This is a genomic window from Microbacterium sp. ZW T5_56, assembly GCF_044987425.1.
Classification (GTDB): Bacteria; Actinomycetota; Actinomycetes; order Actinomycetales; family Microbacteriaceae; genus Microbacterium.
Genome location: NZ_JBJDRI010000010.1, coordinates 45351 through 70547 on the forward strand (window position 1 = coordinate 45351; position 25197 = coordinate 70547).

24 protein-coding genes are annotated in these 25197 nt (G+C 67.0%); 11 read left to right on the forward strand and 13 right to left on the reverse strand.

Annotated features, from left to right (window positions below):
• The first annotated feature begins 30 nt into the window (after window positions 1-30).
• Entirely contained in the window at window positions 31-1206 is a 1176-nt protein-coding gene (locus ACI3KU_RS06700; protein ID WP_404921519.1) for an AI-2E family transporter, read from the forward strand.
• Entirely contained in the window at window positions 1203-2432 is a 1230-nt protein-coding gene (gene ilvA / locus ACI3KU_RS06705; protein WP_404921521.1) for a threonine ammonia-lyase, read from the forward strand. The genes ACI3KU_RS06700 and ilvA overlap by 4 nt, the downstream gene beginning before the upstream one ends.
• Before the next feature lie 128 nt (window positions 2433-2560).
• Here the strand turns inward: ilvA and greA are convergent, their stop codons facing one another.
• On the reverse strand, window positions 2561-3052 hold the full coding sequence (gene greA / locus ACI3KU_RS06710) for a transcription elongation factor GreA (RefSeq protein ID WP_404921522.1): 492 nt from the start codon (window positions 3050-3052) through the stop codon (window positions 2561-2563).
• 112 nt (window positions 3053-3164) lie between these two features.
• A complete protein-coding gene (locus tag ACI3KU_RS06715; protein ID WP_404921523.1) occupies window positions 3165-3560 on the reverse strand; it encodes a DUF4307 domain-containing protein in 396 nt (131 codons plus the stop codon).
• A 65-nt stretch (window positions 3561-3625) separates the two neighbouring features.
• Between ACI3KU_RS06715 and ACI3KU_RS06720 the strand changes: the two genes are divergently transcribed.
• Window positions 3626-3901: a hypothetical protein gene (locus tag ACI3KU_RS06720; protein WP_404921524.1), complete on the forward strand. Its 276-nt coding sequence runs from the start codon at window positions 3626-3628 to the stop codon at window positions 3899-3901.
• Window positions 3902-3920: 19 nt separating this feature from the next.
• Here ACI3KU_RS06720 and ACI3KU_RS06725 read toward each other — a convergent pair whose 3' ends face one another.
• Window positions 3921-4655 carry a hemolysin III family protein gene (locus ACI3KU_RS06725; protein ID WP_404921525.1) on the reverse strand — a complete coding sequence of 245 codons (735 nt, stop codon included), beginning with the start codon at window positions 4653-4655 and terminating at the stop codon, window positions 3921-3923.
• Between the two features lie 114 nt (window positions 4656-4769).
• On the opposite strand from ACI3KU_RS06725, the gene ACI3KU_RS06730 reads away from it, so the two are divergent.
• Together ACI3KU_RS06730 and ACI3KU_RS06735 are read left to right on the forward strand one after the other, a co-directional pair.
• Entirely contained in the window at window positions 4770-5555 is a 786-nt protein-coding gene (locus tag ACI3KU_RS06730) for an isoprenyl transferase (protein WP_404921526.1), read from the forward strand.
• A gap of 160 nt (window positions 5556-5715) precedes the next feature.
• Window positions 5716-7098 (forward strand): PhoH family protein, encoded by a 1383-nt coding sequence (locus ACI3KU_RS06735; protein ID WP_404921527.1) that lies wholly within the window; start codon window positions 5716-5718, stop codon window positions 7096-7098.
• A 326-nt stretch (window positions 7099-7424) separates the two neighbouring features.
• On the opposite strand, the gene ACI3KU_RS06740 is transcribed toward ACI3KU_RS06735, so the two are convergent.
• The 7 genes from ACI3KU_RS06740 to xseA form a co-directional block, all read right to left on the reverse strand.
• Window positions 7425-8084 (reverse strand): response regulator transcription factor, encoded by a 660-nt coding sequence (locus ACI3KU_RS06740; protein WP_404921528.1) that lies wholly within the window; start codon window positions 8082-8084, stop codon window positions 7425-7427.
• Window positions 8081-9583 carry an ATP-binding protein gene (locus tag ACI3KU_RS06745; protein WP_404921529.1) on the reverse strand — a complete coding sequence of 501 codons (1503 nt, stop codon included), beginning with the start codon at window positions 9581-9583 and terminating at the stop codon, window positions 8081-8083. Before ACI3KU_RS06745 ends, ACI3KU_RS06740 begins: the two co-directional genes overlap by 4 nt.
• Window positions 9584-9653: 70 nt before the next feature.
• Window positions 9654-11048 (reverse strand): class II fumarate hydratase, encoded by a 1395-nt coding sequence (locus ACI3KU_RS06750; RefSeq protein ID WP_404921530.1) that lies wholly within the window; start codon window positions 11046-11048, stop codon window positions 9654-9656.
• A gap of 26 nt (window positions 11049-11074) precedes the next feature.
• The gene (locus ACI3KU_RS06755; RefSeq protein ID WP_404921531.1) at window positions 11075-11722 is read right to left on the reverse strand and encodes a carbonic anhydrase; all 648 of its coding nucleotides are present in this window, start codon (window positions 11720-11722) and stop codon (window positions 11075-11077) included.
• Window positions 11719-12357: a DUF4245 family protein gene (locus tag ACI3KU_RS06760; RefSeq protein WP_404921532.1), complete on the reverse strand. Its 639-nt coding sequence runs from the start codon at window positions 12355-12357 to the stop codon at window positions 11719-11721. The genes ACI3KU_RS06755 and ACI3KU_RS06760 overlap by 4 nt, the downstream gene beginning before the upstream one ends.
• Window positions 12357-12584, reverse strand: a complete 228-nt coding sequence (locus ACI3KU_RS06765) for an exodeoxyribonuclease VII small subunit (RefSeq protein ID WP_404921533.1) — start codon at window positions 12582-12584, stop codon at window positions 12357-12359. Before ACI3KU_RS06765 ends, ACI3KU_RS06760 begins: the two co-directional genes overlap by 1 nt.
• Window positions 12585-12614: 30 nt before the next feature.
• A complete protein-coding gene (gene xseA / locus ACI3KU_RS06770; protein WP_404921534.1) occupies window positions 12615-13865 on the reverse strand; it encodes an exodeoxyribonuclease VII large subunit in 1251 nt (416 codons plus the stop codon).
• 216 nt (window positions 13866-14081) lie between these two features.
• Here xseA and ACI3KU_RS06775 point away from each other — a divergent pair, with 216 nt between their 5' ends.
• A complete protein-coding gene (locus ACI3KU_RS06775) occupies window positions 14082-15143 on the forward strand; it encodes a 4-hydroxy-3-methylbut-2-enyl diphosphate reductase (protein WP_404921535.1) in 1062 nt (353 codons plus the stop codon).
• Window positions 15140-15721 carry a DUF6264 family protein gene (locus tag ACI3KU_RS06780; protein ID WP_404921536.1) on the forward strand — a complete coding sequence of 194 codons (582 nt, stop codon included), beginning with the start codon at window positions 15140-15142 and terminating at the stop codon, window positions 15719-15721. The genes ACI3KU_RS06775 and ACI3KU_RS06780 overlap by 4 nt, the downstream gene beginning before the upstream one ends.
• 68 nt (window positions 15722-15789) lie before the next feature.
• On the opposite strand, the gene fbaA is transcribed toward ACI3KU_RS06780, so the two are convergent.
• A complete protein-coding gene (fbaA, locus tag ACI3KU_RS06785; protein ID WP_404921537.1) occupies window positions 15790-16818 on the reverse strand; it encodes a class II fructose-bisphosphate aldolase in 1029 nt (342 codons plus the stop codon).
• A gap of 187 nt (window positions 16819-17005) precedes the next feature.
• Here fbaA and glpX point away from each other — a divergent pair, with 187 nt between their 5' ends.
• Window positions 17006-17992, forward strand: coding sequence for a class II fructose-bisphosphatase (glpX, locus tag ACI3KU_RS06790; protein WP_404921538.1), 987 nt, complete (start codon window positions 17006-17008; stop codon window positions 17990-17992).
• A gap of 329 nt (window positions 17993-18321) precedes the next feature.
• Entirely contained in the window at window positions 18322-18525 is a 204-nt protein-coding gene (locus ACI3KU_RS06795) for a UDP-N-acetylmuramyl pentapeptide phosphotransferase (RefSeq protein WP_404921539.1), read from the forward strand.
• Here ACI3KU_RS06795 and rmuC read toward each other — a convergent pair.
• Together rmuC and ACI3KU_RS06805 are read right to left on the reverse strand one after the other, a co-directional pair.
• The gene (gene rmuC, locus ACI3KU_RS06800; RefSeq protein WP_404921540.1) at window positions 18506-19903 is read right to left on the reverse strand and encodes a DNA recombination protein RmuC; all 1398 of its coding nucleotides are present in this window, start codon (window positions 19901-19903) and stop codon (window positions 18506-18508) included. The two genes, ACI3KU_RS06795 and rmuC, sit on opposite strands and share 20 nt — an antisense overlap.
• A gap of 301 nt (window positions 19904-20204) precedes the next feature.
• Window positions 20205-20798: a 3'-5' exonuclease gene (locus tag ACI3KU_RS06805; RefSeq protein WP_404921541.1), complete on the reverse strand. Its 594-nt coding sequence runs from the start codon at window positions 20796-20798 to the stop codon at window positions 20205-20207.
• Between the two features lie 85 nt (window positions 20799-20883).
• Here ACI3KU_RS06805 and ACI3KU_RS06810 point away from each other — a divergent pair, with 85 nt between their 5' ends.
• Both ACI3KU_RS06810 and ACI3KU_RS06815 read left to right on the forward strand, forming a co-directional pair.
• Window positions 20884-21624, forward strand: coding sequence for a class I SAM-dependent methyltransferase (locus ACI3KU_RS06810; RefSeq protein WP_404921542.1), 741 nt, complete (start codon window positions 20884-20886; stop codon window positions 21622-21624).
• Between the two features lie 399 nt (window positions 21625-22023).
• Window positions 22024-25170 (forward strand): AfsR/SARP family transcriptional regulator, encoded by a 3147-nt coding sequence (locus tag ACI3KU_RS06815; RefSeq protein ID WP_404921543.1) that lies wholly within the window; start codon window positions 22024-22026, stop codon window positions 25168-25170.
• Window positions 25171-25197: the final 27 nt, after the last annotated feature.

A 25197-nucleotide genomic window follows, 5' to 3' on the forward strand; every position in this document is an offset into this window, starting at 1 on the left:
GCCAGCCTCCGACACCCGTAGAATCTATTCATGAGCGATCCGAATCCTCGACCCGGCTTCTTCGAATCGCTGCGCACTCGCGTGGAGACGCCCTCCGACGGAGCCCTCGTCCCCAGCGCGCTGCGCGTGACAACCGCGTATGCCTGGCGAATTCTCGTGATCGCCGGCGCCGTGGCTCTGGTGATCTGGCTGGTCATGCAGCTCAAGCTGCTGGTGATCCCGATTCTCGTGGCGCTGTTGATCACCGCCCTGCTGTGGCCGGCATTCACCTGGCTGATCAAGCGCGGACTGCCGCGGTGGCTGGCCATCGTGATCTCTGTGCTCGGCACGCTGGTGATCGTGGGCGGCCTGCTGACGCTGGCGATCTGGCAGATCTCCCAGCAGGCCTCGGCCGTGCGGGATCGTGCCGTCGAGGGCTGGGAGATGCTGCGTGACTGGCTCATCACCGGGCCCTTCGCGCTCAGCCCCGAGCAGATTGACGCCTTCATGAAACAGGCGCAGGAGACACTTGCCGAGCAGCAGGAGCTTCTGCTCAACGGGGCACTCGCGGTCGGATCCACGGCCGCGCACATCGGCACGGGTGCCGTGCTCGCGCTGTTCGTTCTGCTCTGCCTGCTCGCCGACGGCGGCGGCATTTGGAAGTGGGTCGTGCGCCTGTTCCCGCGCACAGCGCGTGCTGCCACTGATGGCTCCGGACGACTGGGCTGGCGCACGGTCGTCAACTACGCACGCACGCAGCTGCTGGTCGCGGTCATCGACGCGGTGGGAATCGGCCTGTCGGCCTTCTTCCTCGGCGTTCCGCTCGCCGTGCCGATCGGCATCCTCGTCTTCCTCGGCTCCTTCGTTCCGATCGTCGGCGCCGTGGTCACCGGATTCGTCGCCGTGCTCATCGCCCTGGTGTACAACGGCTGGCTGATCGCGGTGATCATGCTCGCTGCCGTGCTCGCGGTGCAGCAACTCGAGGGACACGTGCTCCAGCCGTTCCTCATGGGTTCGGCTGTCAAGGTTCACCCGCTGGCCGTGGTGCTGGTGGTGGCCGGAGGCACGATGGTGGCCGGCATCCCCGGCGCGCTCTTCGCCGTTCCGCTTGCGGCGTTCATCAACGTTGTCGCCGTCTCGCTCTCCAGCGGAGCGTGGCGCAGCGGCACTCTCAGCCAGGATCAGTTGATCTGGCGTCAGGTTCCCACAGAAAGGCGGGCCCGATGACGTACGGACCCCTGTTGTCCGACATCGAGTCCGCGGCCGAGAGCCTCAAGCCTCATATCGGCCACACCCCGCTCGAGTTCAGCCAGCACCTGTCCGACCTGCTCGGATCGCGCGTGATGCTGAAGATGGAGAACCTGCAGCGAACGGGCTCGTTCAAGATCCGCGGTGCGACCTATCGGCTGTCCCGACTGTCGGAGGAGGAGCGCTCACACGGCGTGGTGGCCGCCTCCGCCGGTAACCACGCACAGGGCGTGGCACTGGCCGCACGCGAGTTGGGAATCCCGGCGACCATCTTCATGCCCCTGGGTGTCCCGGTGCCCAAGCTGCTCTCCACGCGCGGGTACGGTGCTGAGGTCGTCCTCGAGGGCGAGACGGTGGAGACCCCGCTGCGGCTGGCGAAGGAGTTCGCCGAGCGCACCGGGGCGATCTTCATCCCGCCCTACGATCACCGCGATGTCATCGTCGGTCAGGGCACGCTGGGTCTGGAGATCATGGCCGATGCTCCGGACGTGGAGACCGTCATCATGGGCATCGGCGGTGGTGGTCTGATCGCCGGCGTCGCCGCGGCCATCAAGGAGAAGGCGGCAGCGTCGGGCCGCACCGTCCGCATCATTGGCGTGCAGGCCGAGAACGCGGCTCCGTTCCCGGTGTCGCTGGAGGCGGGCACTCCCGTCGAGGTGGTCACCCGGCCGACCATCGCGGATGGCATCTACGTTGCGCGCCCCGGCGACGTTCCATTCGAGATCATCCGGGATCTGGTCGACGAGGTCGTGACCGTATCCGACGACGACATCGCACGCGCTATCGTGACTCTCCTCGAGCGCGCCAAGGTCGTCGTGGAGCCCGCCGGTGCGGTGGGTGTCGCCGCCATCATGGCCGGGAAGATCCACGCGTCTGGCACGGCGGTCGTGATCCTGTCCGGAGGCAACATCGATCCGATGCTGCTGCAGCGCGTCGTGGCCCACGGCCTTGCCGCGTCCGGACGATACATGACCATCCGCATCCCCCTGCCGGATCGTCCCGGCCAGCTGTCTCGGGTGTCGGAAATCGTTTCCCAAGCCGGAGCGAACGTGGTCGAGGTGCAGCACACCCGTCATGGTCAGGGGCTGCAGATCAGTCAGGTCAGCCTGCAGATCAGCGTCGAGACGCGCGGCGAAGAGCACAAGGAGCTCACCCTGCGCGCCCTCCGCGACGGAGGGTTCGCCCCCGTCGTCATCAACGAGTGAGAACCATCAACGACTGAGAACCATCAACGACTGAGAACCATCAACGACTGAGAACAGCGAAGGGCCCCGCACACGCGAATTGACGCGGTGTGCGGGGCCCTGCGCTTGCGGCTCGCTGTCACACGGGGTTACTGACCGTTGTAGGTCTCGACCTTGATGATCTCCACCGGGATCTCGCGCCCGTTCGGAGCGGTGTAGCTGCCCTTCTCGCCCTCCTTGAGACCGAGGATGGCGGCACCCAGCGGGCTGACCTCGCTGTAGACGTCCAGCTCGCTGCCGGCGGCGATCTCGCGGTTTCCCAGCAGGAAGACCTCCTCGTCGCCCAGGATCAGCGCCGTGATCACGGTACCGGGCTCGACGATGCCGCGGCTGGCCGGAGCCTCACCCACGCGCGCGTTCTTCAGCAGCGACTGGAGCGTGCGAATGCGCGCCTCCTGCTTTCCCTGCTCGTCTTTGGCAGCGTGGTAGCCGCCGTTCTCCTTCAGATCGCCCTCTTCGCGGGCGATCTCGATGCGCTTGGCGATCTCGTCGCGTCCCACGGTCGAGAGGCGTTCCAGCTCGGATACGAGCCGATCGTGGGCGTCCTGCGTGAGGAACGTGACCTGTGCGTCATCAGACATGGCGATCCTTCCCAGGGGGAGGTATATGGAAAAAGACGCCCAGCGTGGCAGGGCGTCGGTCTCGCCAGTCTACGAAACTCCGTGGCCGAGGGCCAAACCGGGCGAGCGGCGGTCAGGAGCTCCAGCAGCCTTCGACAAGTCCTGTCGTCGCCTCTGCGACGGTGCGGATGATCTCGGTGTGACGCTGCTGATGCGACTCGCCCGCCTCATAGCGGATCACGCGGAAGCCCACGATGCCCTGCTCCGGATCCAGTGCCTGCAGCGCGCAGGTGACGTCCGTGCCCGGGTTCGTGGAGAACTGGAAGTCCACCGAGACAGCATGTGAATCGGTCACGTGATAGCCGAGATTGTCGACCGTGACGGAGTACAGCGATCCGCGCACGGTCATCCAGCCGAGCGCGCCCACGATGATCGCACCCACGACAGCCACAGCAATCCACCACGCCCGCCGACGGGCGGGGGAGCGGGTGCGGCCGTACCGGTCATCGAGCATTGCGGTGGTCGTCATGGCGTCCGATCGAAGATTAGGCTGGGGTTCCAGGCTAACCTCCCCCGAAAGGGAAAGCAGACCCGATGCACGCATTCGAGGCAATCGTTCGAGCGACCTCCACCCCCATCCCGACACCCACGATGACGGTTCCCGCCGAGTCGGTGACGCCGGGCGTCGCCGGGTTCCTCGTGATCGCGCTGCTCGTGGTCGGAGTGTTCCTGCTGGTGTGGGACATGCAGCGCCGGATCCGCCGCGCGCGCTACCGCGACGAGGTCAACGAGCAGCTGGACCGCGAAGCAGCGGACGCTGCACGGGCGGCCGAGGGCGACGAGAAGGCGTCCGAAGCAGACAGCAAGTAGGTCCGTCAGGCGGCACCCGTCAGGCAGGCATGCCGAGGGAGGGACGCAGCGGCTCCAGCGCGATGAGCAGGCACGCGGTCCAGTGGCAGAGGAACGCCAGCACCGTGCACACGTGGAAGATCTCGTGGAAGCCGAAACGTCCCGGCCAGGGGTTGGGCTTCTTCAGGGCGTAGACCACAGCGCCGCCCGAGTACAGCAGGCCGCCGACCACCACGAGCACCATCATCGCCACGTTGGCCTTCAACAGATCGACGATGTACATCATCGCGGCCCAGCCCAGCAGCAGGTAGATAAGGACGTAGAGCCAGCGCGGAGCGTCGATCCAGAAAACGCGGAAGAGGATCCCCAGCACCGTGCCGGACCACACCAGGATGAGCAGCAGCAAGCCCTTCTCCGGCGGCAGCGCGAGCACCGCGAGCGGCGTGTAGGTTCCCGCGATCAGCAACAGGATGTTCGCGTGATCGATCCGCTTCAGGACCATCTTGGTCTTGGGTTTCCAGTTGAAGCGGTGATACAGCGCAGAGTTGCCGAACAGCAGCATCGAGGTCGCCATGAACACCACGCTCGCCCATTTGGCGGGTGCGCCCTGAGCCACGCTGATCAGCACGATTCCGGCGATGATCGTCACCGGGAAGGTGCCCGCGTGGATCCAGCCGCGCCACGTGGGTTTGACTTCGTCGCCGGCGGCGTCGGCCGCTGCAACGTCCAGCAGCGGCAGCTTCGGCACCGGGGGTGGGGAGTTCTCGCGGGTCACATTCTGAGAGTACGACCTCGAGTATTCCTTCGGCTGTACATTCCACGACATTGCATCGGAGCCTCTCGGTCTCTCCCTCATGTCGCATCCATCCCGGGGCGGTAGCGTAGGGGAGTGAGCACAACGGGTCGATCCGAGGGCGCCGGTTTCCTGTACCGGTTGTACAGCTCACGACTGCGACGCCAGATCGATCCGGTCAAGGTGCCCCGTCACGTCGCCATGATGATCGACGGCAATCGGCGCTGGGCGCGTCAACTCGGGTTTCCGAGTCCAGCGCACGGACATCGCGCCGGAGCGGTCAAGATGCAGGAGTTCCTGCGGTGGTGCGACGACCTGGGGATCTCTGTCGTGTCGTTGTACCTGCTGTCGGCGGACAACCTCCGAAAGCGTGACTCGCAGGAGCTCGAAGATCTGCTTCAGATCATCGCGGAACTCGCTGACGCGCTGTCGCGGGAGGCCGGCTGGCGGGTGCAGATCGTGGGGCGTCTGGAGTTGCTGCCCGAGGGCTTGCGCGTCGCGCTGACCGAGGTTGCCGAGCGCACCGCGAACAACGCAGGCATGCATGTCAACCTGGCCGTAGGCTATGGCGGACGCAACGAGATCGTCGATGCCGTGCGGAAGATCATCGAGAAGCACGATGCGCGCGGTGCGTCGATGGAGGAGCTCGCCGCCAACCTGACGCCGGAGATGCTGGGGGAGCATCTCTACACCGGAGGCCAGCCCGATCCCGACCTGGTGATCCGCACCTCCGGCGAGCAGCGGTTGAGCGATTTCCTGCTCTGGCAGAGTGCACACAGTGAGTTCTACTTCGTCGAGGCACTGGGTCCCGACCTCCGCGAGGTCGACTTCCTGCGCGCCATTCGCGACTACGGAGATCGCGATCGCCGCTTCGGCAGCTGAGCGTCCGTCACCCGCCGTTCACCGACCGTCCTCCGACACGCCACGATCGGATCTGGCGACCTGAGCTCCGGGGCGCTAGCGTCTGAGCATCGGGCAAGGCGCTCGATCGAGTCGGCTGCGATACCGGACTCGTGGCTCTCGGCCGACGCGATTGATCCGGATGGATCCGGGTTGGGGGTCGGTTGTGACCAATGCAACAGGACAGCGGCACCAGCAGCGGACGCGGCGCGTCAGCGTGGATGCGAGCGAGGTGCGTCTGCGCACCTACGTGATCGACACCTCCGTGCTGCTCAGCGATCCGCGTGCGCTGTTCCGTTTCGCGGAGCATTCGGTGGTGTTGCCCGTGACGGTGATCAGCGAACTCGAAGGCAAGCGCAACGACCCGGAACTGGGATATTTCGCTCGCCAGGCGCTGCGTCACCTCGACGACCTGCGCATCGAGCACGGACGCCTCGACTTTCCCGTGGAGGTCGGATCCGGCGGGACGCTGCGCGTCGAGCTGGCGAACACGGACACCAGCGTGCTGCCGGCGGGCATCCGCCTGAGCGACAACGACACGCGCATCCTCGCTGTCGCGATGCACCTGCAGCAGGCCGGTGAGGACGTCACGATCGTCTCCAAGGATCTGCCCATGCGAGTGAAGGCGGCTTCTCTCGGGCTGGAGGCTGAGGAGTATCTCGCCGAGCAGGCTGCGCAGTCCGGTTGGAGCGGCATGGCGACCATTCACCTCGGTTCCGACGAGATCGCCGACCTCTATGACTCCGAGGTGGGCTCGCATCCGGATGCTGCGGGCCTGCCGGTGAACACGGGACTGGTGCTGCACTCAGACCGCGGCTCGGCGCTGGCCCGTGTGACCGGCGACGGTGAGTTCCGCCTGGTTCGGGGTGATCGCGAGGCATTCGGGCTGCACGGGCGTTCGGCGGAGCAGCGCATTGCGCTCGATCTCCTGCTGGATCCCGATATCGGCATCGTCTCCCTCGGCGGCCGAGCCGGAACAGGGAAGTCTGCATTGGCGCTCTGTGCGGGCTTGGAGGCCGTGCTGGAGCGTCAGCAGCAGAAGAAGATCATCGTGTTCCGACCGCTGTTCGCGGTCGGCGGGCAGGAGCTCGGATACCTTCCCGGCGACCAGGGCGAGAAGATGTCGCCGTGGGGGCAGGCGGTATTCGACACCCTGGGATCCGTCGTCAGCGGCAACGTCATGGAAGAGGTGCTGGAGCGCGGACTTCTCGAAGTTCTCCCGCTGACCCACATTCGCGGCCGCTCGCTCCACGACGCGTTCGTGATCGTGGATGAGGCGCAGTCCCTGGAACGCAACGTGCTGCTCACGGTGCTCAGCCGCATCGGGCAGAACTCCCGTGTCATCCTCACCCACGACGTCGCACAGCGAGACAACCTTCGCGTCGGTCGGCACGACGGCGTCGCGTCGGTGATCGAGACGCTGACCGGGCACGACCTCTTCGCGCACGTGACGCTGACCCGGTCCGAGCGCAGTGCCATCGCGGCCCTGGTGACAGAGCTGCTGGAGGACGGCGAACTCGCGTGAGGGAGCAAAGATGAGAAGAGTCTCACGGTGTTGTCACCCTGTCTTGGGGGTGAAACGGGGACAATAGACATGTCGGCCTCACAGCTGACATGTATCCCATCTCCCCGGGAGTAACAGAAAACGAGGAACTCTCACTGCTTCGGGTGCGGTGAGCATAACGAGCGGTTCGGGTCCGCTCACCTCGGCCCCCCGGCACCATGTGCCGGGGGTTTCTGTTTGTCCCGGCGAGAAGACCGTGAGCCGGGTGAGTCTCAGAGGAGCGTCTCTCGGACTCACCCGGGTCCTTTGCGTTCGGCGTCCGGCGTCCGGCGTCGAGCGTCAGAGCGTCAGAGCCAGCGGTAGCCGGCGCCGCGGACGGTCTCGATGTGCTCGGTGCCGAACTTCGTGCGCAGATATCGCACGTAGACGTCCACGACGTTCGAGCCCGGGTCGAAGTCCAGGCCCCACACGCGGCTGAGCAGCTGCTCTCGGCTGAGCACGAGTCCGGGGTTGCGCAGGAACTGCTCGGCAAGGGCGAACTCGCGGGCGGACAGTTCCACCTCCCGACCGCCCACGGTGGCACGACGAGCGAGCATGTCCAGCGAGACCTCGCGATGACTGATCACCATGGAGTTGGCGCTGGTGCCGCCCTCGCGCAGGCGGACGCGCACACGAGCGAGCAGCTCGTCGAACTTGAACGGCTTGGGGATGTAGTCATTCGCGCCGCTGTCGAGACCCTCAACCATGTCGCGCGTCGACGTGCGAGCGGTGAGAAGGATCACCGGCATCGTCGAACCGCTGCCACGGAGGTGGGTGAGCACGTCGAAGCCGTCCATCGACGGAAGTCCGACATCGAGCAACATGAGGGCGAAATCGCCGCCCAGCGCCGTCTGGAGCGCCTCGTTTCCATCTTCAACGACCTCGGTGACATACCCGGCTGCTTCGAGGCCCTTGCTGACGAATGACGAGATCCTGGGCTCGTCCTCCGCGATCAGGATGCGAGTCATGCGGTGTCCTCTCGTAGCGCCACTGTTCCGGCGCGAATCGGTTGGGGCAGGTTCGACCCCGGTCGCCCGAGGTGAGCCGGCACGCGGATCACGAACGTGGCACCGCCGCCGGGGGTGTCCGTAACGGTACAGGAGCCGCCGTGTGCGCGTGCGATCGCATCCACGATGGCAAGCCCCAACCCGGTCCCGCCGACATCCCGTCGGCCGCTCCCACGGTCGAAGCGGCGAAAGATCCGGTGGCGCATCGCCGGCGGTATGCCGACGCCGTGATCGCGCACCCACAGGTGCACCTCGTCGGCCGTCAGGGTGCTGCCCAGCTCGATCGGGCTTCCCCCCGGGGTGTACTTGGCGGCGTTGTCGATAAGCGCCAGCCAGGCTTGCAGCAGGCGATCCGGGTTGCCGCGCACGATGGTGTCGGCACGATCCAGCACCCGCCAGGGATGCCCGGGGATGGCGACGATCATCTCGCCGATGCGGCCCGTCAGGCGGCTGACATCGACCATTCCCATCGTATACTCATCGTCTTCGACGGTGGCCAGGAGGTCGATGTCCTCCACGAGACGGGTCATGCGATCCAGCTCCGACATGCCGATCTCGCGAACAGAGGCGACATCGGCCGGATCGGCCGGGTTCATCATCTCGAGGTGGCCGCGCACGATGGTGATGGGAGTCTTCAGCTCGTGGCGCACGTCATCGAGCAGTCGTCGCTGGACGTCTACGGACCCCTCGAGTCGGTCCAGCATCGCGTTGACAGAACGACCGACGTTGGCGAGGTCGTCGGTGCCGCCTTCCGGGACGCGCGCGGCGAGGTGGGAGAGCGAGATCTCCCCGGTGGTGCGCTGCAGGTGCTGCATGGGGGAGAGCAACCATCGACCCAGCACCACCCAGGTGATCAGACCGACCGTGATGAGGATGACGAGAGCCACCGCGCAGAAGACCAGCGCGGCCCAGTGCAGCGGACCGAGCGTGTCGTCCAGGTTGATGGCACGAATCGAGACCGCCGTCGAGGCATCGCCCTCGACGGAGACAGGAACCGACACCCAACGCACGGACGTGCCGCCGAGCTCCGCGGTACCGATCGCGGGCGAGTTCGTGCGGGTCGACGTGGCAGTCGCCGAAGCCACGAACTCCGTGTCGGCGGCCATCGCCGCGCTCAGGGTTCCCGCGGAACGCAATGCCACCTCGCCGTCGATGATGCCGATCGCAGCTTCGCCATGGCCGACGATGCGGCTCAGCTCGGCGCGCAGCAGAGACTCCGCACTGGTGAAGGTGCCCGGATCGAGCGAGCCGGAAACCACCTCGGCCGGCCCGTTCTGGTTGGCATCAGGATCGTCGGTCGAATTCCCCACGAGCGCATCCGCGTGTGCGAGCAGGTGGCGGTCCACACCGGACAGCTCCTGGTTGTACTGCATGGTGAACGCGACGCCACCGGATGCGATCAGGGAGATCGCCGTGACGACGAGGATCACGGCGAGCATGCGTGCGCGGGTGGAGAGCATGGTGCGCCGTGGGCGCGAGGGCAGACCCCCCGCACCCACGTTGCGTCTCACACCCGCGGTCACGCTGCTCTCAGCCCGGGTGGGTCATCGACAGCAGATCGAGCTTCTCGTCCAGCTGCTCTTCGGTGAGCTCACCGCGTGCGACGTAACCGAGGTCGATCACGGCTTCGCGCACGGTGACGCCCTGGGCGACGGCGTGCTTCGCGATCTTCGCGGCAGCTTCGTAGCCGATCAGCTTGTTCAACGGCGTCACGATCGATGGCGACATGCCGGCGAAGGCGGCCGCGCGGTCGAGGTTGGCTTCGAGTCCGTCGATCGTCTTGTCCGCCAGCACACGCATCGCGTTGGAGAGCAGACGGATCGATTCGAGGAGCGCCGTTCCCATGACCGGGATCGCGACGTTCAGCTCGAAGGAGCCCGATGCGCCGGCCCAGGCGACCGTGGCGTCGTTGCCGATGACACGGGCGCACACCATCAGGGTGGCCTCGGGGACGACGGGGTTCACCTTGCCGGGCATGATCGAGGATCCGGGCTGCAGATCGGGGATGTGGAGCTCGCCCAGGCCGGTGTTGGGGCCCGAGCCCATCCAGCGCAGGTCGTTGTTGATCTTGGTGAGGGAGACGGCGATGGTGCGCAGCGCACCCGAGGTCTCGACCAGGCCGTCACGGTTGGCCTGCGCCTCGAAGTGATCCTTCGCCTCGACGATGGGAAGGCCGGTCTCCTCGGCGAGCAGGGCAATGACCTGCTGCGGGAAGCCGAGCGGGGTGTTGATTCCGGTGCCGACGGCGGTCCCGCCGAGGGGCACCTCGGCGACGCGCACCAGAGCGGCCTGCACACGCTCCACGCCCAGGCGGATCTGGCGGGCGTAGCCGCCGAACTCCTGGCCCAGGGTCACGGGCGTCGCGTCCATCAGGTGGGTGCGACCGGACTTCACGGCGTCCTTCCAGAGGACGGCCTTCTTCTCCAACGCGGTGGCCAGGTACTCCAGCGCGGGGATGAGGTCTTCGATGAGGGCCTGCGTCACGGCGACGTGGACGGACGTCGGGAAGACGTCGTTCGAGGACTGCGAGGCGTTGACATGGTCGTTGGGGTGCACCGGTGAGCCCAGCTTGCCCGACGCCAGGGTCGCGAGCACCTCGTTCATGTTCATGTTCGAGGACGTGCCCGAACCGGTCTGGTAGGTGTCGACGGGGAACTGCGCGTCGTACTCACCGGTGACCACCTGGTCTGCCGCCCACGCGATGGCGTCGGCGATGTCGCCATCGAGCGTGCCGAGCCCCTTGTTCGCGAGCGCTGCAGCCTTCTTGATGCGCGCGAGGGCGGCGATCTGGCGCGACTCCAGTCCGGAGCCCGAGATGGGGAAGTTCTCCACGGCGCGCTGGGTCTGCGCGCTGTAAAGCGCGTCCTTCGGCACGCGGACTTCGCCCATCGTGTCGTGCTCGATGCGGTATTCGGTCTCAGCCACGTTTGTCTCCTTGTGGGTTCGTGTGATCAGGCAGCCGCGTCATTTGCGGTGCCCACGGTGAAGTGCGCGTCCACGGCGCCGTCGGCGAGGCGGTAGTTTGCCGCCACGATCGCCAGGCGACCGGCAGCCACAGCATCGGAGATGACCTCGGACGAGTGCAGCAGTTCGGCGACGGTGGACTGCAGGTGCAGCTTGCCGACCAGTTCTGCCGAGACGTCGACCGACGTGGTGCCGGTGTCGGCCTCGATCTTGCGGGCCGCGGGGACGATCGGCGCGATCAGCCGCCAGACAGCCGGCGGAAGCACCGGTGCATCGAGAGCCGTGGAATCGATGGCGGCGCGGACGGCACCGCAGGAGTCATGACCCAGCACCACGATGAGGGGAACGTTGAGGACCGCGACGGCGTACTCCAGCGAGCCGATCACCGAGGGGGAGGTCACCTGTCCGGCGTTGCGGACGACGAACAGGTCACCGAGACCCTGGTCGAAGATGATCTCCGCGGCGAGGCGCGAGTCTGCACAGCCGAACAGCGCCGCATGCGGGAACTGCGCCCCCACGGTCTCGTGTCGGCGCTCACTGTCCTGATGCGGGTGCCCCGGGGCGCCTGTCACGAAGCGCTGGTTGCCTTCCAGCATCTGGGACCAGGCCTGCGTGGGGGTGAGCTGCTGAGTCACTGCGCGGTTTCCTTCTCGATGGTCGTGGCGAGCTGCGTCGCGAATTCGCGGATGAGCTCATCCGTGGTCTTCCCGTAGAGCAGCACATAATCGTCGTCGACCTGCGTGCCCAATGCCTGCGTGACGTTTCCCGCCTTCTCGACATCCGGGATGGTGAACACCGTCCACTCGCGCCCGCCGAGCGTCTCGGTTCCCTCGGGAAGCGCGCCCGGAACGCGCAGCTGTGCGTACCTGTCGTCGGCGTTGTAGACGTCGTTCAGCCGGACGAAACCGGTGAGCTTGCTCTCCTCCGTGGGCACATAGGAGGCGTTGAACAGCGAGTAGTTCGCGAACGAGTCCATGATGGCGACATTCGACCACCAGTTCTTCGGCGCATCGATCGCGTAGGTGGGCTGGCCGCTCGCGTTGGTCTGCATCGCCGCGACTTTCACCGGGTCAGCTGGTTTGATCTCCGGAGCGGTGCCGCGCGGCACCACCCACACGATCACCAGGACGATGAGCATCGTGACGATGAGCGCCGCGATCAGATTGCGGAAGTTCTGGGACCCGCGGTACGCCGCCGACGACGCCGCCTTGCGATCGGCGGTCTCCTGGGGAGTCTCGGGGCGGCCGAGCTCCGCTACGACGCGAGCCATCAGACGGCCTCTCCGGCGGGGCGGGCGGCATCCAGGCGAGCCTTCGCGCCGAGCAGCCACTCCTCGCAGCGCTGAGCGAGACGCTCACCACGCTCCCAGAGGGCGAGGGAGCGTTCCAGCGTCGGTGCACCCTGCTCCAGCTGAGCGACAACCTGCGTCAGCTCATCACGAGCCTGTTCGAAGGAAAGCTCGGAGACGTCGACGGGCTCGGCAGTGGCGTCGGTCATGGTTCCATCCTAGTTCGGGCGGGGGAGGCGTCATTCGGGCAGTGCACCGCTGGAGCGGGCGCCGATGGTGCCGTCAGCGAGGAGGACGACCAGCTCGGTGCCCACGGGCGCTTCGACGGGGGAGCGGACGATGCCGTCGCCGGCGCGTTGCACGATGGCGTACCCCCGCTCAAGAGTGTGCTGGGGGCTCAGAGCGCGCAGCGTGGCGTGCAGCCGCGCCATGGCGGTGTGCTCTCGTTCGATTCGCAGCGATGCGGTGGCCGTCGCACGTGAACGCAGCTGCTCCACCTGCAGCTGGCGCTCCTGCAGCATGCGGTGAGGGTCGCGCATCACGGGGCGAGAGCGCAGGTGCTCGAGACTGGTGAGGTCGTGCTGGATCCGCGTCGCGACGCGGCCGATGATGCGTGCCCGTGCCTCGCGCACCTGGGCCAGCTGCTCCAGGACATCGGGTACGACGCGCTTGGCTGCGTCGGTGGGCGTGGACGCGCGGAGATCGGCGACGTCGTCGAGCAGCGGGCGATCGTTCTCGTGCCCGATGGCGCTCACCACGGGGGTACCAGCCGCCGCGACCGCACGGACCAGCTTCTCGTCGGAGAAGGTCAGCAGGTCCTGGAAGTCGCCGCCGCCGCGAGCGAAGATGATGACATCCACCGCGGGATCCGCATCGAGTCGATGGAGGGCCGCGAGCAGTTGCGGCACGGCCTGTTCGCCCTGCACGGCGGCGTGCTCGACCCGGAATTCCACCTGGGGCCAGCGCAGCTGAGCGTTTCGCAGGACATCCTTCTCGGCGTCGGTCCCCTTGCCCGTGATGAGTCCGATCCGCTGCGGCAGGAACGGCAGCGCTCTCTTGCGCGACGGATCCAACAGACCCTCGGAGCGCAGTTGCCGGCGCAGCACCTCCAGGCGTTCGAGCAGATCTCCGAGTCCGACGTGACGGATCGATGAGACCACGAATGAGAGCTCGCCTCGTTGCACGCGGTACTCCGGTTTCGCGCACACGATGACGCGATCGCCGGTCTTGAGGTCGGCGGGGATGCGTGCGCGGATGCTGGACCAGACGACCAGACGGATCGCGGCATCTCCGGACAGGTCTCGCAGGGTGGCGAAGGTGCCGACGGCGCGCACGTTCCACTCGGTGAGCTCCCCCTCGATCCACGGAGCGCCGAGCCGCGCGATGTAGTCGCGCATGTCGCGCGCGAGGTCGCCCACCTGGGTGGGGGAGTCCGGTGTGGAATCGCGCGGGCGCACGGGGCCGGCGAACGCTGGTTTCGTCTCGGTCACGCGGTGTCGCCGATCGGTGTGCAGGAGAAGGATGAAGAACGCTCCGGGACGGCGGCCCTCGACTTGCCGTCTGCGGGGCGGTGTCCCTCATCGAAGCAGGGAGTTGTTCGGAGAACGCGCAGACCAGCGGCGGTCGACCTCTTGTCTGTCATCGTGTCCTCTCGTGCCCGCCTCATGTTCGGCGCCGTCACAGGCCGATCACCCTAGACTCGAAGGGTGAGTTCCCCTGTCGTCCACCTTCCCGTTCCCCGGATTCCGGGCCGTCGCGGACGTCTTCAGGATATCCCCGTCGACGGACCCAAGCGGGTGCTGCTCGCCGCTCCGCGCGGCTACTGTGCAGGAGTTGACCGCGCCGTGGTGGCTGTGGAGAAGGCGTTGGAGCGCTACGGCGCTCCGGTGTACGTCCGCAAGCAGATCGTGCACAACATCCACGTCGTCACCGAGCTGGAGAAGCAGGGGGCGATCTTCGTCGAGGAGGTCGACGAGGTTCCGGAGGGAGCGCATGTCGTCTTCAGCGCCCACGGCGTCTCGCCGGCAGTGGTGCAGGCCGCTTCGGACCGCGGTCTCCAGGCGATCGACGCCACGTGCCCGCTGGTGACCAAGGTGCACCGCGAGGCCGTGCGCTTTGCGCGTGATGACTTCGAGATCCTCCTGATCGGTCACACGGGGCACGAAGAGGTCGAAGGCACGGCCGGCGAAGCCCCCGACCACGTCACCATCGTCAACAGTCCGGCCGAGGCCGAGACGGTCCAGGTGAAGGACCCGTCGCGCGTGGTGTGGCTGTCGCAGACCACGCTGTCGGTGGATGAGACCATGCTGACTGTCGAGAAGCTGCGTGAGCGGTTCCCGGAGATGCACAATCCGCCGTCGGACGACATCTGCTACGCCACCCAGAACCGTCAGGTGGCCATCAAGAAGGTGGCGAAGAACGCCGACCTGGTCATCGTTGTCGGCTCAGCCAACTCGTCCAACAGCGTGCGCCTGGTGGAGGTGGCGCTGGAGTACGGCGCGAAGGCGGCCTACCGCGTGGACTACGTGGACGAGGTGAAGCAGGAGTGGCTCGACGGCGTTCGCACCGTGGGCGTCACCAGTGGCGCGTCCGTTCCCGAAGTGCTGGTGCAGGAGGTGCTCGCAGAGCTTGCGGGTGCTGGCTACGGCGACGTCGAAGAGGTGCGCACGGCGGAGGAGGACCTCATGTTCTCGCTGCCGAAGGAGCTGCGCCAAGATGCATCCGGACGCCAGGACGAGCGGGCACGCGGAGGAAGGACCCGAGCATGACCGAATCGGAATCCCGTCCCCGTCCGCAGTATGGCGAGTACGCGACGCCCGAGGAGCAGCGGGCGCACATCCGTGAGCCGCTGCCGACGACGGCGCATCCCGACCCTGCCGAGTTCTCCTGGCCGGAGGCTCCCACCGCTGCAGCGGTCGCTCCCGCACCAGTCGCTCCCGCAGTTGAACCGCGCGTCGCGCCCACGGATCGGCTCATCACCATCGTGATGCTGGCGCTCGGAGCGATGCACGTCCTGCTGTCGACGACTTCGCTGCTGTCGTACTCCTCGGTCATGACCGAGGCACTCATGATCATGGGCCTCACCCGGGAGCAGGCCGATGTATCGCGGACCGATGCGCCCGGCTACGTCATGGCGGCCATTCTTGTCGTCGGTTTCGCTGTCACGGTGTGGCTCGCGCTTCGCCGCCTGCGCGGGCAGAAGCGGAGCTGGTGGGTTCCGCTCGCTGGCTGGGCCGTGACCTGGGTGGTGGTGATCGTCGTACAGACCATCGTGCTCGCGGGCGACCCCGCGTTCCAGACCTACCTCGAGATGGCCATGAGGGGTGCCAGTACACCCACTCCGTAGACCTGGACTCTCGAACACGACGATGGCGCGTCCCCGTGGGGACGCGCCATCGTCGTGTTGGGGCTGGTTCAGCCCTGCGACTTGCCGAACGAGCCGAGCTGCTTGGTGGCCTCGATGACCCGAGCGGCCATCGCCGTCTCAGCGACCTTGCCCCAAGCACGCGGGTCGTACAGCTTCTTGTTGCCGACCTCGCCGTCGACCTTGAGGACGCCGTCGTAGTTCTTCAGCATGTAGTCGGCGATCGCACGCGTGAACGCGTACTGCGTGTCGGTGTCGATGTTCATCTTCACGACGCCGTTCGCGACAGCCGTAGCGATCTCGTCGTCTGTGGAACCCGAGCCGCCGTGGAAGACGAGGTCGAGCGGCTTGGGACCGGTGCCGAACTTCTCGGCGATACCGGCCTGAATCTCGCCGAGCAGCTCGGGACGCAGCTTCACATTGCCCGGCTTGTACACGCCGTGCACGTTGCCGAACGTGAGCGCGGCGATCCAGCGGCCCTGCTCGCCGAGACCGAGCGCCTCGACTGCCTGGCTCACGTCGCCGACCGTGGTGTACAGCGCCTCGTTGGAGCCCTCGTGCTGGACGCCATCCTCTTCGCCTCCGACGACGCCGATCTCGACCTCGAGGATCGCGTTGATCGCCTTCATGCGCGGCAGCAGTTCGCGCGCAATGTCGATGTTCTCCGCCAGCGGCACGGCCGAGCCGTCCCACATGTGCGACTGGAAGATCGGCTGTCCGCCGGCCTTGACCTGCTCCTCGCTGGCCTCGAGAAGAGGCAGCAGGAAGGAGGGCAGCGCGTCCTTCGGGCAGTGGTCGGTGTGCACAGCGACGTTGATCGGGTAGTTCTTGGCAACCTCGGTGACGTAGCGCGCCATGGCGAGGGCGCCGGTCGCGCGTGCCTTGACGGTTTGTCCGGCGAAGTAGTCTGCGCCACCGGTCGTGACCTGCAGGATGCCGTCGGAACCGGCCTCCGTCAGGCCCTGGAGCACCGAGTTGATGGTCTGCGAGCTCGACACGTTGAACGCCGGGTAGGCGAAGGCACCAGCCTTCGCGCGGGCGAGCATGTCGACGTACTGATCCGGGGTGACGACGGGCATAGGTGCTCCTTTGATGAAGATCACGAGGTCGATGCCACTCTACCGAAACGCGAGGGATGCCCGCTTTCACCCCCGTCGCAGACGAAAGCGTGGGCATCCTGACGGAAATCGTAAATAGTTTGATTCCTTCGTTACGGGACGCGCAGAATTCCATAAATCCTGACTCGGCGGATGCCATGCTGGCCCCATGGTGAGCCTGACTGACGATATGAGCCCTCTGCACCCCGACCGTAACCTGGCGTTGGAGTTGGTGCGAGCCACGGAAGCGGCGTCGATTCGCGCGGTTCCGTTCATCGGTCGAGGTCAGAAGGAACTCGCTGATGGTGCCGCCGTTGATGCGATGCGGGCCTTCCTGCGCACTGTGAACTTCGAAGGACGCATTGTCATCGGTGAGGGCGAGAAGGACCACGCGCCGATGCTGTTCAACGGCGAAGCCGTGGGTTCGGGTCGAGGTCCGCAGTGCGACGTGGCGGTGGATCCGATCGACGGCACATCGCTGACGGCGGCAGGACGCAACAATGCGCTGTCCGTGATCGCCGTCGCGGATCGCGGGACCATGCTCGACGCGTCCAGCGTCTTCTACATGGACAAGCTGGTCACCGGACCAGCCGGTGTCGGGGTCGTCGACATTCGCCTCCCCATCGGGGAGAACATCCGCCTGCTCGCAAAGGCGCTCGGCAAGCCGGTGGACGAGATCGTGGTGTCGGTGCTGCACCGTCCCCGTCACGAACAGTTGATCGAGGAGATCCGCGAGGCGGGTGCCGGCACTCGCCTGATGAGCGATGGCGACGTGGCCGGCGGTATCAACGCCGCACGCCACAACGCACGCACCGACATGTGTGTGGGCATCGGCGGCAGCCCCGAGGGTATCGTCACGGCGTGCGCGATCAAGGCTCTGGGCGGCCACATTCAGGGGCGCCTCTGGCCGCAGACCGACGACGAGAAGCAGCGCGGGTTGGATGCCGGCCTGAAGTTCGACTACGTCTACGAGGCGGATGAGCTGGTCACGAGCAACAACACGATCTTCGTCGCCACGGGTGTCACGGACGGCCAGCTGGTGTCCGGCGTGCGCCGCGAGGGCGGCTACATCTACACGGAGTCGGTTGTGCTGCGAAGCGCATCGGGAACCCTTCGTCGCATCACCTCGGAGCACCTCGCGTCGAAGTGGCTGTGAGCGTGCGGTGAGTTCCGCGGGGTTCGCGGGGTATCGAGGTCGAGGCGTCCGCGCGCGGCGGCAATCGTGAATCTGTGCGTGACGGGATTTGCTACTTCGGTGCGAGACGGGTTGCGCAGCTTCGGTGCGTGACGAGATGCGTCGCTTTCGGTGCATGACGGGATGGCGCTGCTTCGGTGCGTGATGGAATGCGCCGCTGATTGTTCGCATACCGAACGCGGTGACCATTTCGTGACCGCGCCTCCCGTGTTTCTCGCGCCGGTCGGTGCGAGAATGGGACGCGGTGTGGGGGCGTCCGTCCCCACAGACACGAAACCGAGGCGGATGATATGACCACCGACACGACGAGTCCCCGGACCGGCGCACACGCTGTCATCGTGAACGCATCGGACCCCGCGCGTCGTGCAGACGTGTTCTTCCGTGTCCGCCGTGAGCCCGGTCAGGCGATGAGCTCATGGGTCCCGGTTGGCGCCTTCGTCGTCGTCAGCCTCGTCGTCGTGGGCCTCATGCGATTCATTCCCGGGGGTGCGTGACCTCCAATCGTGCGCGCAGCGCACCGATGTCGGCGCTCGTGACCTGATCGGTCACGAGCGCCGTTTGCATGTGCGCGGGGCTCGCGGTCGGTGCTTCAGCGATAGACGCGGCGGTTTGGTCTTCGGCTTGTGCGGCAGTGGCGGCAGCATGTGGCGCTGGCGCTGACTCCGATGTCGGCTGGGCCCGTCCATCGTCCAGAAATTCGGCGGCCAGGATTCGTCGAGGAGAAGTCTGAATCTCCGACGGTTCGGAGAGAGCGGAGATCTTCATCGGATCGATGCCCGGGAATCGGCGGGCGGTGACCAGCACCCTGCTCTCGAGCGATCCGGCGAAGCGGTTGTACGCACCCACCGCACGCTCCAGCGCGGCGCGCAGATCATCCGTGTGCTGCGCGAGGGTGCCGAGCCGATCGTAGAGCTGATTGCCGAGTACCAGCAGTTCCTGCGCCTGTTCGGACACGTCCTGCTGGGTCCAGGTGTACGCGACGGTCTTGAGCACAGACCACAGGCTGACGGGTGAGGCGAGCGCCACGCGCTGCGCGAATGCATGATCGAGCAGAGCCGGATCCGCGTCGAGCGCTGCCGACAGCATCGCCTCGCTGGGGAGGAAGCAGACGACGAGCTCAGGGCTGGCAGAGAGGCCCTCCCAATACGCGCGCTTCGCCAACGCGTCCACATGAGCGCGCACTGCTTTTGCGTGCTGGATCATCGCCGCGGCTTGATCCGAGTCATCCAGCGCTGTGGCGCGCAGGAACGCGTCGAGCGGGGCCTTCGCATCGACGGCCAGCGCCTTGCCGCCGGGAAGCCGCACCAGCATGTCCGGACGCCCGGTGCGGCCGTCATTGGTGGTGATGCTCACTTGGAGGTCGAAGTCGACGTGTCGGGTCAGCCCCGCCGCCTCGACGACACGGCGCAGCTGAGATTCCCCCCAGGTGCCGCGGGTGGTGGTGGAGCGCAGGGCCCCCGTGAGCGACTCCGTGGCATGCCGCAGCGACTCATCCGTCTCCTGCGCGCGGCGCAGCTGCTCGGCCAGCGCGCCGAACTGGGCGTGTCGGTCGCGTTCGAGGGCCGTGACACTTCGATGCATGAGTTGCAGGGTCTCGTGCACCGGGGAGAGCGCGGACAGCACGGCGGCGTCCTGACGCTCGCGTTCTCGCTGGGCAGCCGTCTCCTCCCGCAGCCGCTCGTGCGCCTGTGTGGCGAGCTGTTCTTCGCGGCCCAGCTGCTCGCGCAGGGCCGCGACTGTTGACTCACTCGCGGCCAGTCGAGCCTGCAGCGCCGCGTCTCCCGTGTCGCCTCCACCGCGCACCCGCCACCCGATGGCGAGGCCCAGCAGCAGGCTGATCACGCAGACCAGTGCGATCCAGATTGCGTCCATGTGTCCAGTGTGGTGAGGGGGTCGGACATTGGTCTGGACCGGTAGACGAGGATGCCCGACGGCTTCGTCCGGGATGCGAGGGATCGCCCACGCCGGATGCGCCAGATACGCACAAAGGATGCGTCAGCCAAGGACCCGGATACGCCAGACAAGGATGCCAGACACGCCAGCCAAGGACGCCAAATAGGTCAGACTCGGGCCCTCGCGATGCGTGGCACTCCCACGCGGATGAGTGACAAACGCACTCCCGATACGTCAGCCACGCTCGCCGGAAGCGTCAGGCTCACCCACGCCGGATGCGTCACACGAGGACGCTGAGTGCGGCTTCATCCGGGATGCGGGAGATCCGCACGCCGGTCGCGTCGCTCAGGGCGTCGATGCTCGCGGATCCGGTGCGCCGCGCGGCATCGATGACGATGTGCGCACACGCGAGGGCGTCGGCAGACGCATCGTGGTGCTGGAACTCCAGGAAGCCGGCCGCTGCGGCGGCATAGGGCAGGCTGTGCGACGGCAGCACGTAGATGTTGCGCGAAAGCTGCACGCTGCACATGTACCGATACGGAGCCAGATCGTCGCCCGTCGCAGCGCACGCGCGCCTCATGACGCTCATGTCGAAGCCGGCGTTATGCGCGACCAGCACATCATCGCCCAGGAAGTCGCGGAGCCGATTGAGCTGTTCCGACCACCCCGGAGCCGATACCACATCCGCGCGCGTGATGCCGTGAATCTCGACATTGCGCGGGTGGAATTCGTCGTGCCCCGGCGGCGGACGCATCAACCAGCCGTCGGTTGCGACCACTACGCCGTCGCGCACACGAGCGAGACCGACCGCGCATGCAGAGGCTGTGGACGAGTTCGCGGTCTCGAAGTCGATCGCGGTGAAGTCCACAGGCACCTCTCCACCATCTCTCTGATCCGCGCAGCCGTGGTCAGGCGCGCCGGGGTGTTCTCGGCTCCGCGGCGCGCCATAGAGTCGGGGCATGGTGAGCCACGACGACATGTCCCGTTCTTTCGGTGCCGCTGCTGATCTCTATCAGGCCGGCCGCCCCGAGTATCCGGTCGAGGCCGTCGCGTGGATGCTGGCGCCTGTGGGGACCAAGGCCAGGGTGATCGACGTGGGAGCGGGCACCGGAAAACTGACTCGCGCGGTGCTCGCCGTGGGTGCAGAGGGTGTGACGGCGGTCGACCCCGATCCGCTCATGCTCGCCCGACTGCATGCTGAACTCCCCGATGTTCCCGTGCTCGAAGGCACCGCTGAGCACCTTCCGCTCACCGATGACAGCGCCGACGCCGTCGTGCTCGGTCAGGCGTGGCACTGGGTCGACCCGGTCGCGGGCTCCCGCGAGATCGGACGCGTGCTGCGCGCGGGAGGGGTGCTCGGACTCATCTGGAACATTCGCGACGCCGGAGTGGGCTGGGTGGCGCGGATGAGCGACATCATGCACAACTCGAATGCCGAGGAGATGATCGCGTCCGTCGGTCCTCAGGTGGCGGCGCCCTTCAACACGCTCGAGTCCCGGTCCTGGGAGTGGTCGCGCGCGATGACGCGGGGAGACCTGCTGGCGATGGCTCGTTCGCGCAGCTACCTCATCACGGCCGAACCGGAGGAACGGGCACGAATCGAGGCTGGACTGGAAGCGCTGTTCGATGAGATCGGCGCCGTCGGAGATGCCACCGTTGATCTGCCGTACGTCACGACGGCCTTTCGCGCGGTGTCGTGATTCTCCAGAGCGGATGAGACGATCCGGACGGTGCGGACATCTCTTCACAACACCCGATACTCGGGTTCGTGAGGGGGAGTGGACATGGTCGTCATCGTCGTGGGAATCGTCATCGCCGGTCTCGCGGGTCTGGCACTTGCGTTTGTGCTGGACCGCCGCGTCGACGAGCAAGAGTTCACGGACTCTTCGCGCGGCTGAGTCGACGACCGTACAGCGGGTGGGGAGAGCGTGGCCCGCGCGAGCACCGCTCCTCGCGGGCAACGTGTGAGCGCTCCGGCCTCCGCGGGCAGGGACCGCCAGCGTCGTGTCAGTGGTCGAGCCTAGACTGATCGACATGACCAGTGGGCAGCGCAGGGGATACGCACCGCGTCGCCGCGCCGCCCCTTCCTGCCGTCGCGTATGACAGCGCGACTGGAGGTGCTGGGGCCCGTGCGCCTGAACGGCGCGGAGGTTCCCGGTCTGCCGATGCGCTCGCTGCTCGTCTCTCTGGCCCTCGCGGGAATCGGGATGACGCGAAGCGTGTCGGCGCTCGCCGAAGACGTCTGGGCGGATGCTCAACCGCAGAATCCCCGCGCGGCGCTGCAGACTCTCATCTCACGACTGCGAGCGCTCGGGGGGAGCGACCTCGTGTCGCGAGAGCCCGGCGGATACGCGCTGCGGGCGGCGACGAGCGACCTCGACGACGTGCGTCGAAGCCTGACTGACCGGCACACGACACCCGAAAGCACCGTGGCGGCTCTGCAGAAATCCGTCTCGTCCTGGCGAGCAGGTCTCGCGGACGATCTGGGAGACGGCACGTTTGCGGACAGTCTGAGATCTGCCGCCGCGAACCTTCGCGCGGAAGTGCTCCGGGGGCTGGCGTTGGCGCAGTCGGCGGTCGGCAGATCCGGCGGGGCAGCCGTCACGCTGGCGGAGCTTGCAGAATGTCGACCGTTCGATGAATCTGTCCACCTCGCTCTCATGCAAGCGCTCGCGGATGATCAGCGCGTCGCGGAAGCGCTGGACGTCTTCGCACGGTGGCGGGAAGCGCTGCGGGAATCGCTGGGCACCGCGCCCGGGGCTGCGATCACGGAGCTCAACACCCGACTGCTCCGCGCGGAAGATCCCGGACCCCGCGTACGGATCGGATTGCGGGCCGCTCCGAGTGAATTGATCGGCCGCGACGATGAGCTGACCCGAGCTCGCGCGCTGCTTCGGACGTCGCGGTTGGTGACGGTCCTCGGTGCGGGCGGGCTCGGCAAGACCCGGTTTGCGCTGGCGGTCGCTGCCGAGTCGGATGCCCCGGTGGTGATCGTCGTTCCCCTCGCGGGCGTTCGCACCGACGATGGCGTCCCCCTCGCGATCGCGGCAGCACTCGGCATCAGCGAGACGGCAGCGCATCGGCCCCTCGCCGAGCCCCTGCCGCGTCCCGATCTCGCCCAGCGGATCATCGGCGCCCTCGGCGAGCGAACCACACTGCTCGTGCTCGACAACTGCGAGCAGGTGGTTGACGGTGCCGCACGGTGGGCCGCCGACCTGCTCGCCGCGGCTCCCGCGCTGCGGATCCTGGCCACCAGCCGATCACCGCTCGCGATCGCTGCGGAGAGCGTGCTCGCTCTCGAACCGCTGCAGACAGAGGCGGAAGAGCACGCTCCCGCTGTGCAGCTCTTCCTGCAGCGCGCTCGTGCCGCACGTCCAGATGCCCACCTGCCGTTGGCGGTCGTCGCACGACTGTGTACGCGTCTGGACGGTCTTCCCCTCGCGATTGAACTGGCCGCCGCACGCGTGCGCACGATGTCGCTCGCACAGATCGAGGATCGTCTGGAGGATCGTTTCGCGCTGTTGCGGACAGGCGACAGATCGGCCCCCGAGCGGCACCGTACGCTCCAGGCCGTGATCGATTGGAGTTGGGATCTGCTTCCGGTTGACGCGCGTGAGGCACTGGCGAGTCTGTCGGTGCTCCCCGGCGGGTTCTCCGCAGCTGCAGCGGCTGCGATCCTCGGGCAGGCCTACGCGGACGATCTGCTGGACGCGCTCGCATCCCAGTCGCTTCTCACCGTCATCGAGGACGCAGATTCCGGCGCACTGCGCTTTCGCATGCTCGAGACGGTTCGCGAGTTCGGTCACGACCGTCTCGAGGAAGCCGGGCGCGTGGATGCGGCGTGGGAGGCCATGATCGCCTGGGCGGTCGCGTTCGCCGCCGAACACGGTGCTCCTGCCCGGAATTTCCCCTCGGGGCTCACGGCACGCGGGCACCGTGCCGTCACCGAGGAGCACGACAACCTCGTCCACGTTCTCCGCCACCTCATCGGCGCCCGCCGTGATGATCACGCCGCCGCGCTGTTCGCGGCGCTCGCCCAGTCGTGGTTCATCCGCGGTTCTTTCACGGAGTTCGTGGGGTACGCCCCCGATATGTCTGCAGTGGCGGCACGAGCCGATCCCGAAAGCGATCTGTCGTTCATCGCGCTCGCGCTGGCGGCACTCGGCTGCATGATCGCCGGTGATCCGGGTGCTGCACGCGCGCTGGCTCTCGTGCGCTCACGTGAGCGAACTGTGGGCGAAAGGCTCTCGCCTGCCTGGCGGCTTGTCGCCGGGTCGCTGCTCGCGTCCGGGCATGGCCTCGGTCTGGGGCTTCCCGCGCCCGTGGGCGAGGGCGAGCCGCCGGCTGTCCAGCTGGTCGCTGACCTCCTGCGCTCGCACGCGGCGGAGAACGATGGTGAGCCCGACGAGGCGATGACGGCGGCGCGCAGCGGATGGGATCGCGCTCGAGCGCTGGGGGAGCGGTGGGCCGAAGGAATGGCCGCTGATCTGGCCGCGCAGCTCGCGGCACAGTCGGGGCAGGTGCAGGAAGCGGGTGTCTGGCTCGAGCGCGCGGCCGCCGTGTTCAGCGAGTACGACGCCCAAGACCAGCTCAACCATCAGGAGTGGGTACGCGGCGGGGTGCTGCTGTGTCTCGGGCGCGCGGACGACGCTCGGACGCTCTTCCAGCACCTCATCGATGAGGGCGGACTCAGTCAGGACGGGGTGGAGCTGACGTCGATCGGCGCATATGGACTTGCTGAGGCGGACCTGCTGGACGGGGATCGAGCTTCCGCGGCGGCATCGTTCCATCGCGCGCTGTCTTCGTTCGCTCAACCGGAGACCCGCCGATCGCCGTGGTTTCTCATGGCGTTGTCCGGATACCTGAGCGCTGCCGTTCGCTCGCTCGAGCTGCCGCGCGACGACCTCGTCATCTGGGAACGACGCCTGCGCACGCGGACGATAGCCACCTGTCGGCATCGTCGCGAGGGCGTCGATCGCCCGGTCCTGGGAACCGCGCTACTGGGCTGGTCCGCGTGGGCGGTGCGTGATCCTTCATTGAGCGCTCGCGGAGTCGAAGCCATTGCGCTGGCGGAGGTGCTCGGTGGCCGACAGAACATGCCGACCCTGAATCTGGCAGCCCATCTCGCGGATGCGGAGACGTTCGTCGGCGTGGAGGCGGTAGCGAGTGCTCGTGATCGAGCGGGGGCTCTGAGTGCGGAGGAACGGGTCGCGCGCGGTCTGGCCGTGCTCGGGTACACACGCTGAAACGCGGGAGGGCGCCGAACTCGACGC

Excerpts from the sequence above, each read along its gene's own strand:
- ACI3KU_RS06795 (WP_404921539.1), top strand. The coding sequence starts at position 18,322 with ATGACCACCGACACGACGAGTCCCCGGACCGGCGCACACGCTGTCATC.
- ACI3KU_RS06765 (WP_404921533.1), bottom strand. The coding sequence starts at position 12,584 with ATGACCGACGCCACTGCCGAGCCCGTCGACGTCTCCGAGCTTTCCTTC.
- ACI3KU_RS06720 (WP_404921524.1), top strand. The coding sequence starts at position 3,626 with ATGCACGCATTCGAGGCAATCGTTCGAGCGACCTCCACCCCCATCCCG.
- ACI3KU_RS06815 (WP_404921543.1), top strand. The coding sequence starts at position 22,024 with ATGACAGCGCGACTGGAGGTGCTGGGGCCCGTGCGCCTGAACGGCGCG.
- ACI3KU_RS06700 (WP_404921519.1), top strand. The coding sequence starts at position 31 with ATGAGCGATCCGAATCCTCGACCCGGCTTCTTCGAATCGCTGCGCACT.
- ACI3KU_RS06780 (WP_404921536.1), top strand. The coding sequence starts at position 15,140 with ATGACCGAATCGGAATCCCGTCCCCGTCCGCAGTATGGCGAGTACGCG.
- ilvA (WP_404921521.1), top strand. The coding sequence starts at position 1,203 with ATGACGTACGGACCCCTGTTGTCCGACATCGAGTCCGCGGCCGAGAGC.
- rmuC (WP_404921540.1), bottom strand. The coding sequence starts at position 19,903 with ATGGACGCAATCTGGATCGCACTGGTCTGCGTGATCAGCCTGCTGCTG.
- ACI3KU_RS06740 (WP_404921528.1), bottom strand. The coding sequence starts at position 8,084 with ATGACTCGCATCCTGATCGCGGAGGACGAGCCCAGGATCTCGTCATTC.
- ACI3KU_RS06715 (WP_404921523.1), bottom strand. The coding sequence starts at position 3,560 with ATGACGACCACCGCAATGCTCGATGACCGGTACGGCCGCACCCGCTCC.
- greA (WP_404921522.1), bottom strand. The coding sequence starts at position 3,052 with ATGTCTGATGACGCACAGGTCACGTTCCTCACGCAGGACGCCCACGAT.
- ACI3KU_RS06745 (WP_404921529.1), bottom strand. The coding sequence starts at position 9,583 with ATGCTCTCCACCCGCGCACGCATGCTCGCCGTGATCCTCGTCGTCACG.
- ACI3KU_RS06760 (WP_404921532.1), bottom strand. The coding sequence starts at position 12,357 with ATGGCTCGCGTCGTAGCGGAGCTCGGCCGCCCCGAGACTCCCCAGGAG.
- ACI3KU_RS06810 (WP_404921542.1), top strand. The coding sequence starts at position 20,884 with ATGGTGAGCCACGACGACATGTCCCGTTCTTTCGGTGCCGCTGCTGAT.
- glpX (WP_404921538.1), top strand. The coding sequence starts at position 17,006 with ATGGTGAGCCTGACTGACGATATGAGCCCTCTGCACCCCGACCGTAAC.
- ACI3KU_RS06735 (WP_404921527.1), top strand. The coding sequence starts at position 5,716 with ATGGATCCGGGTTGGGGGTCGGTTGTGACCAATGCAACAGGACAGCGG.
- fbaA (WP_404921537.1), bottom strand. The coding sequence starts at position 16,818 with ATGCCCGTCGTCACCCCGGATCAGTACGTCGACATGCTCGCCCGCGCG.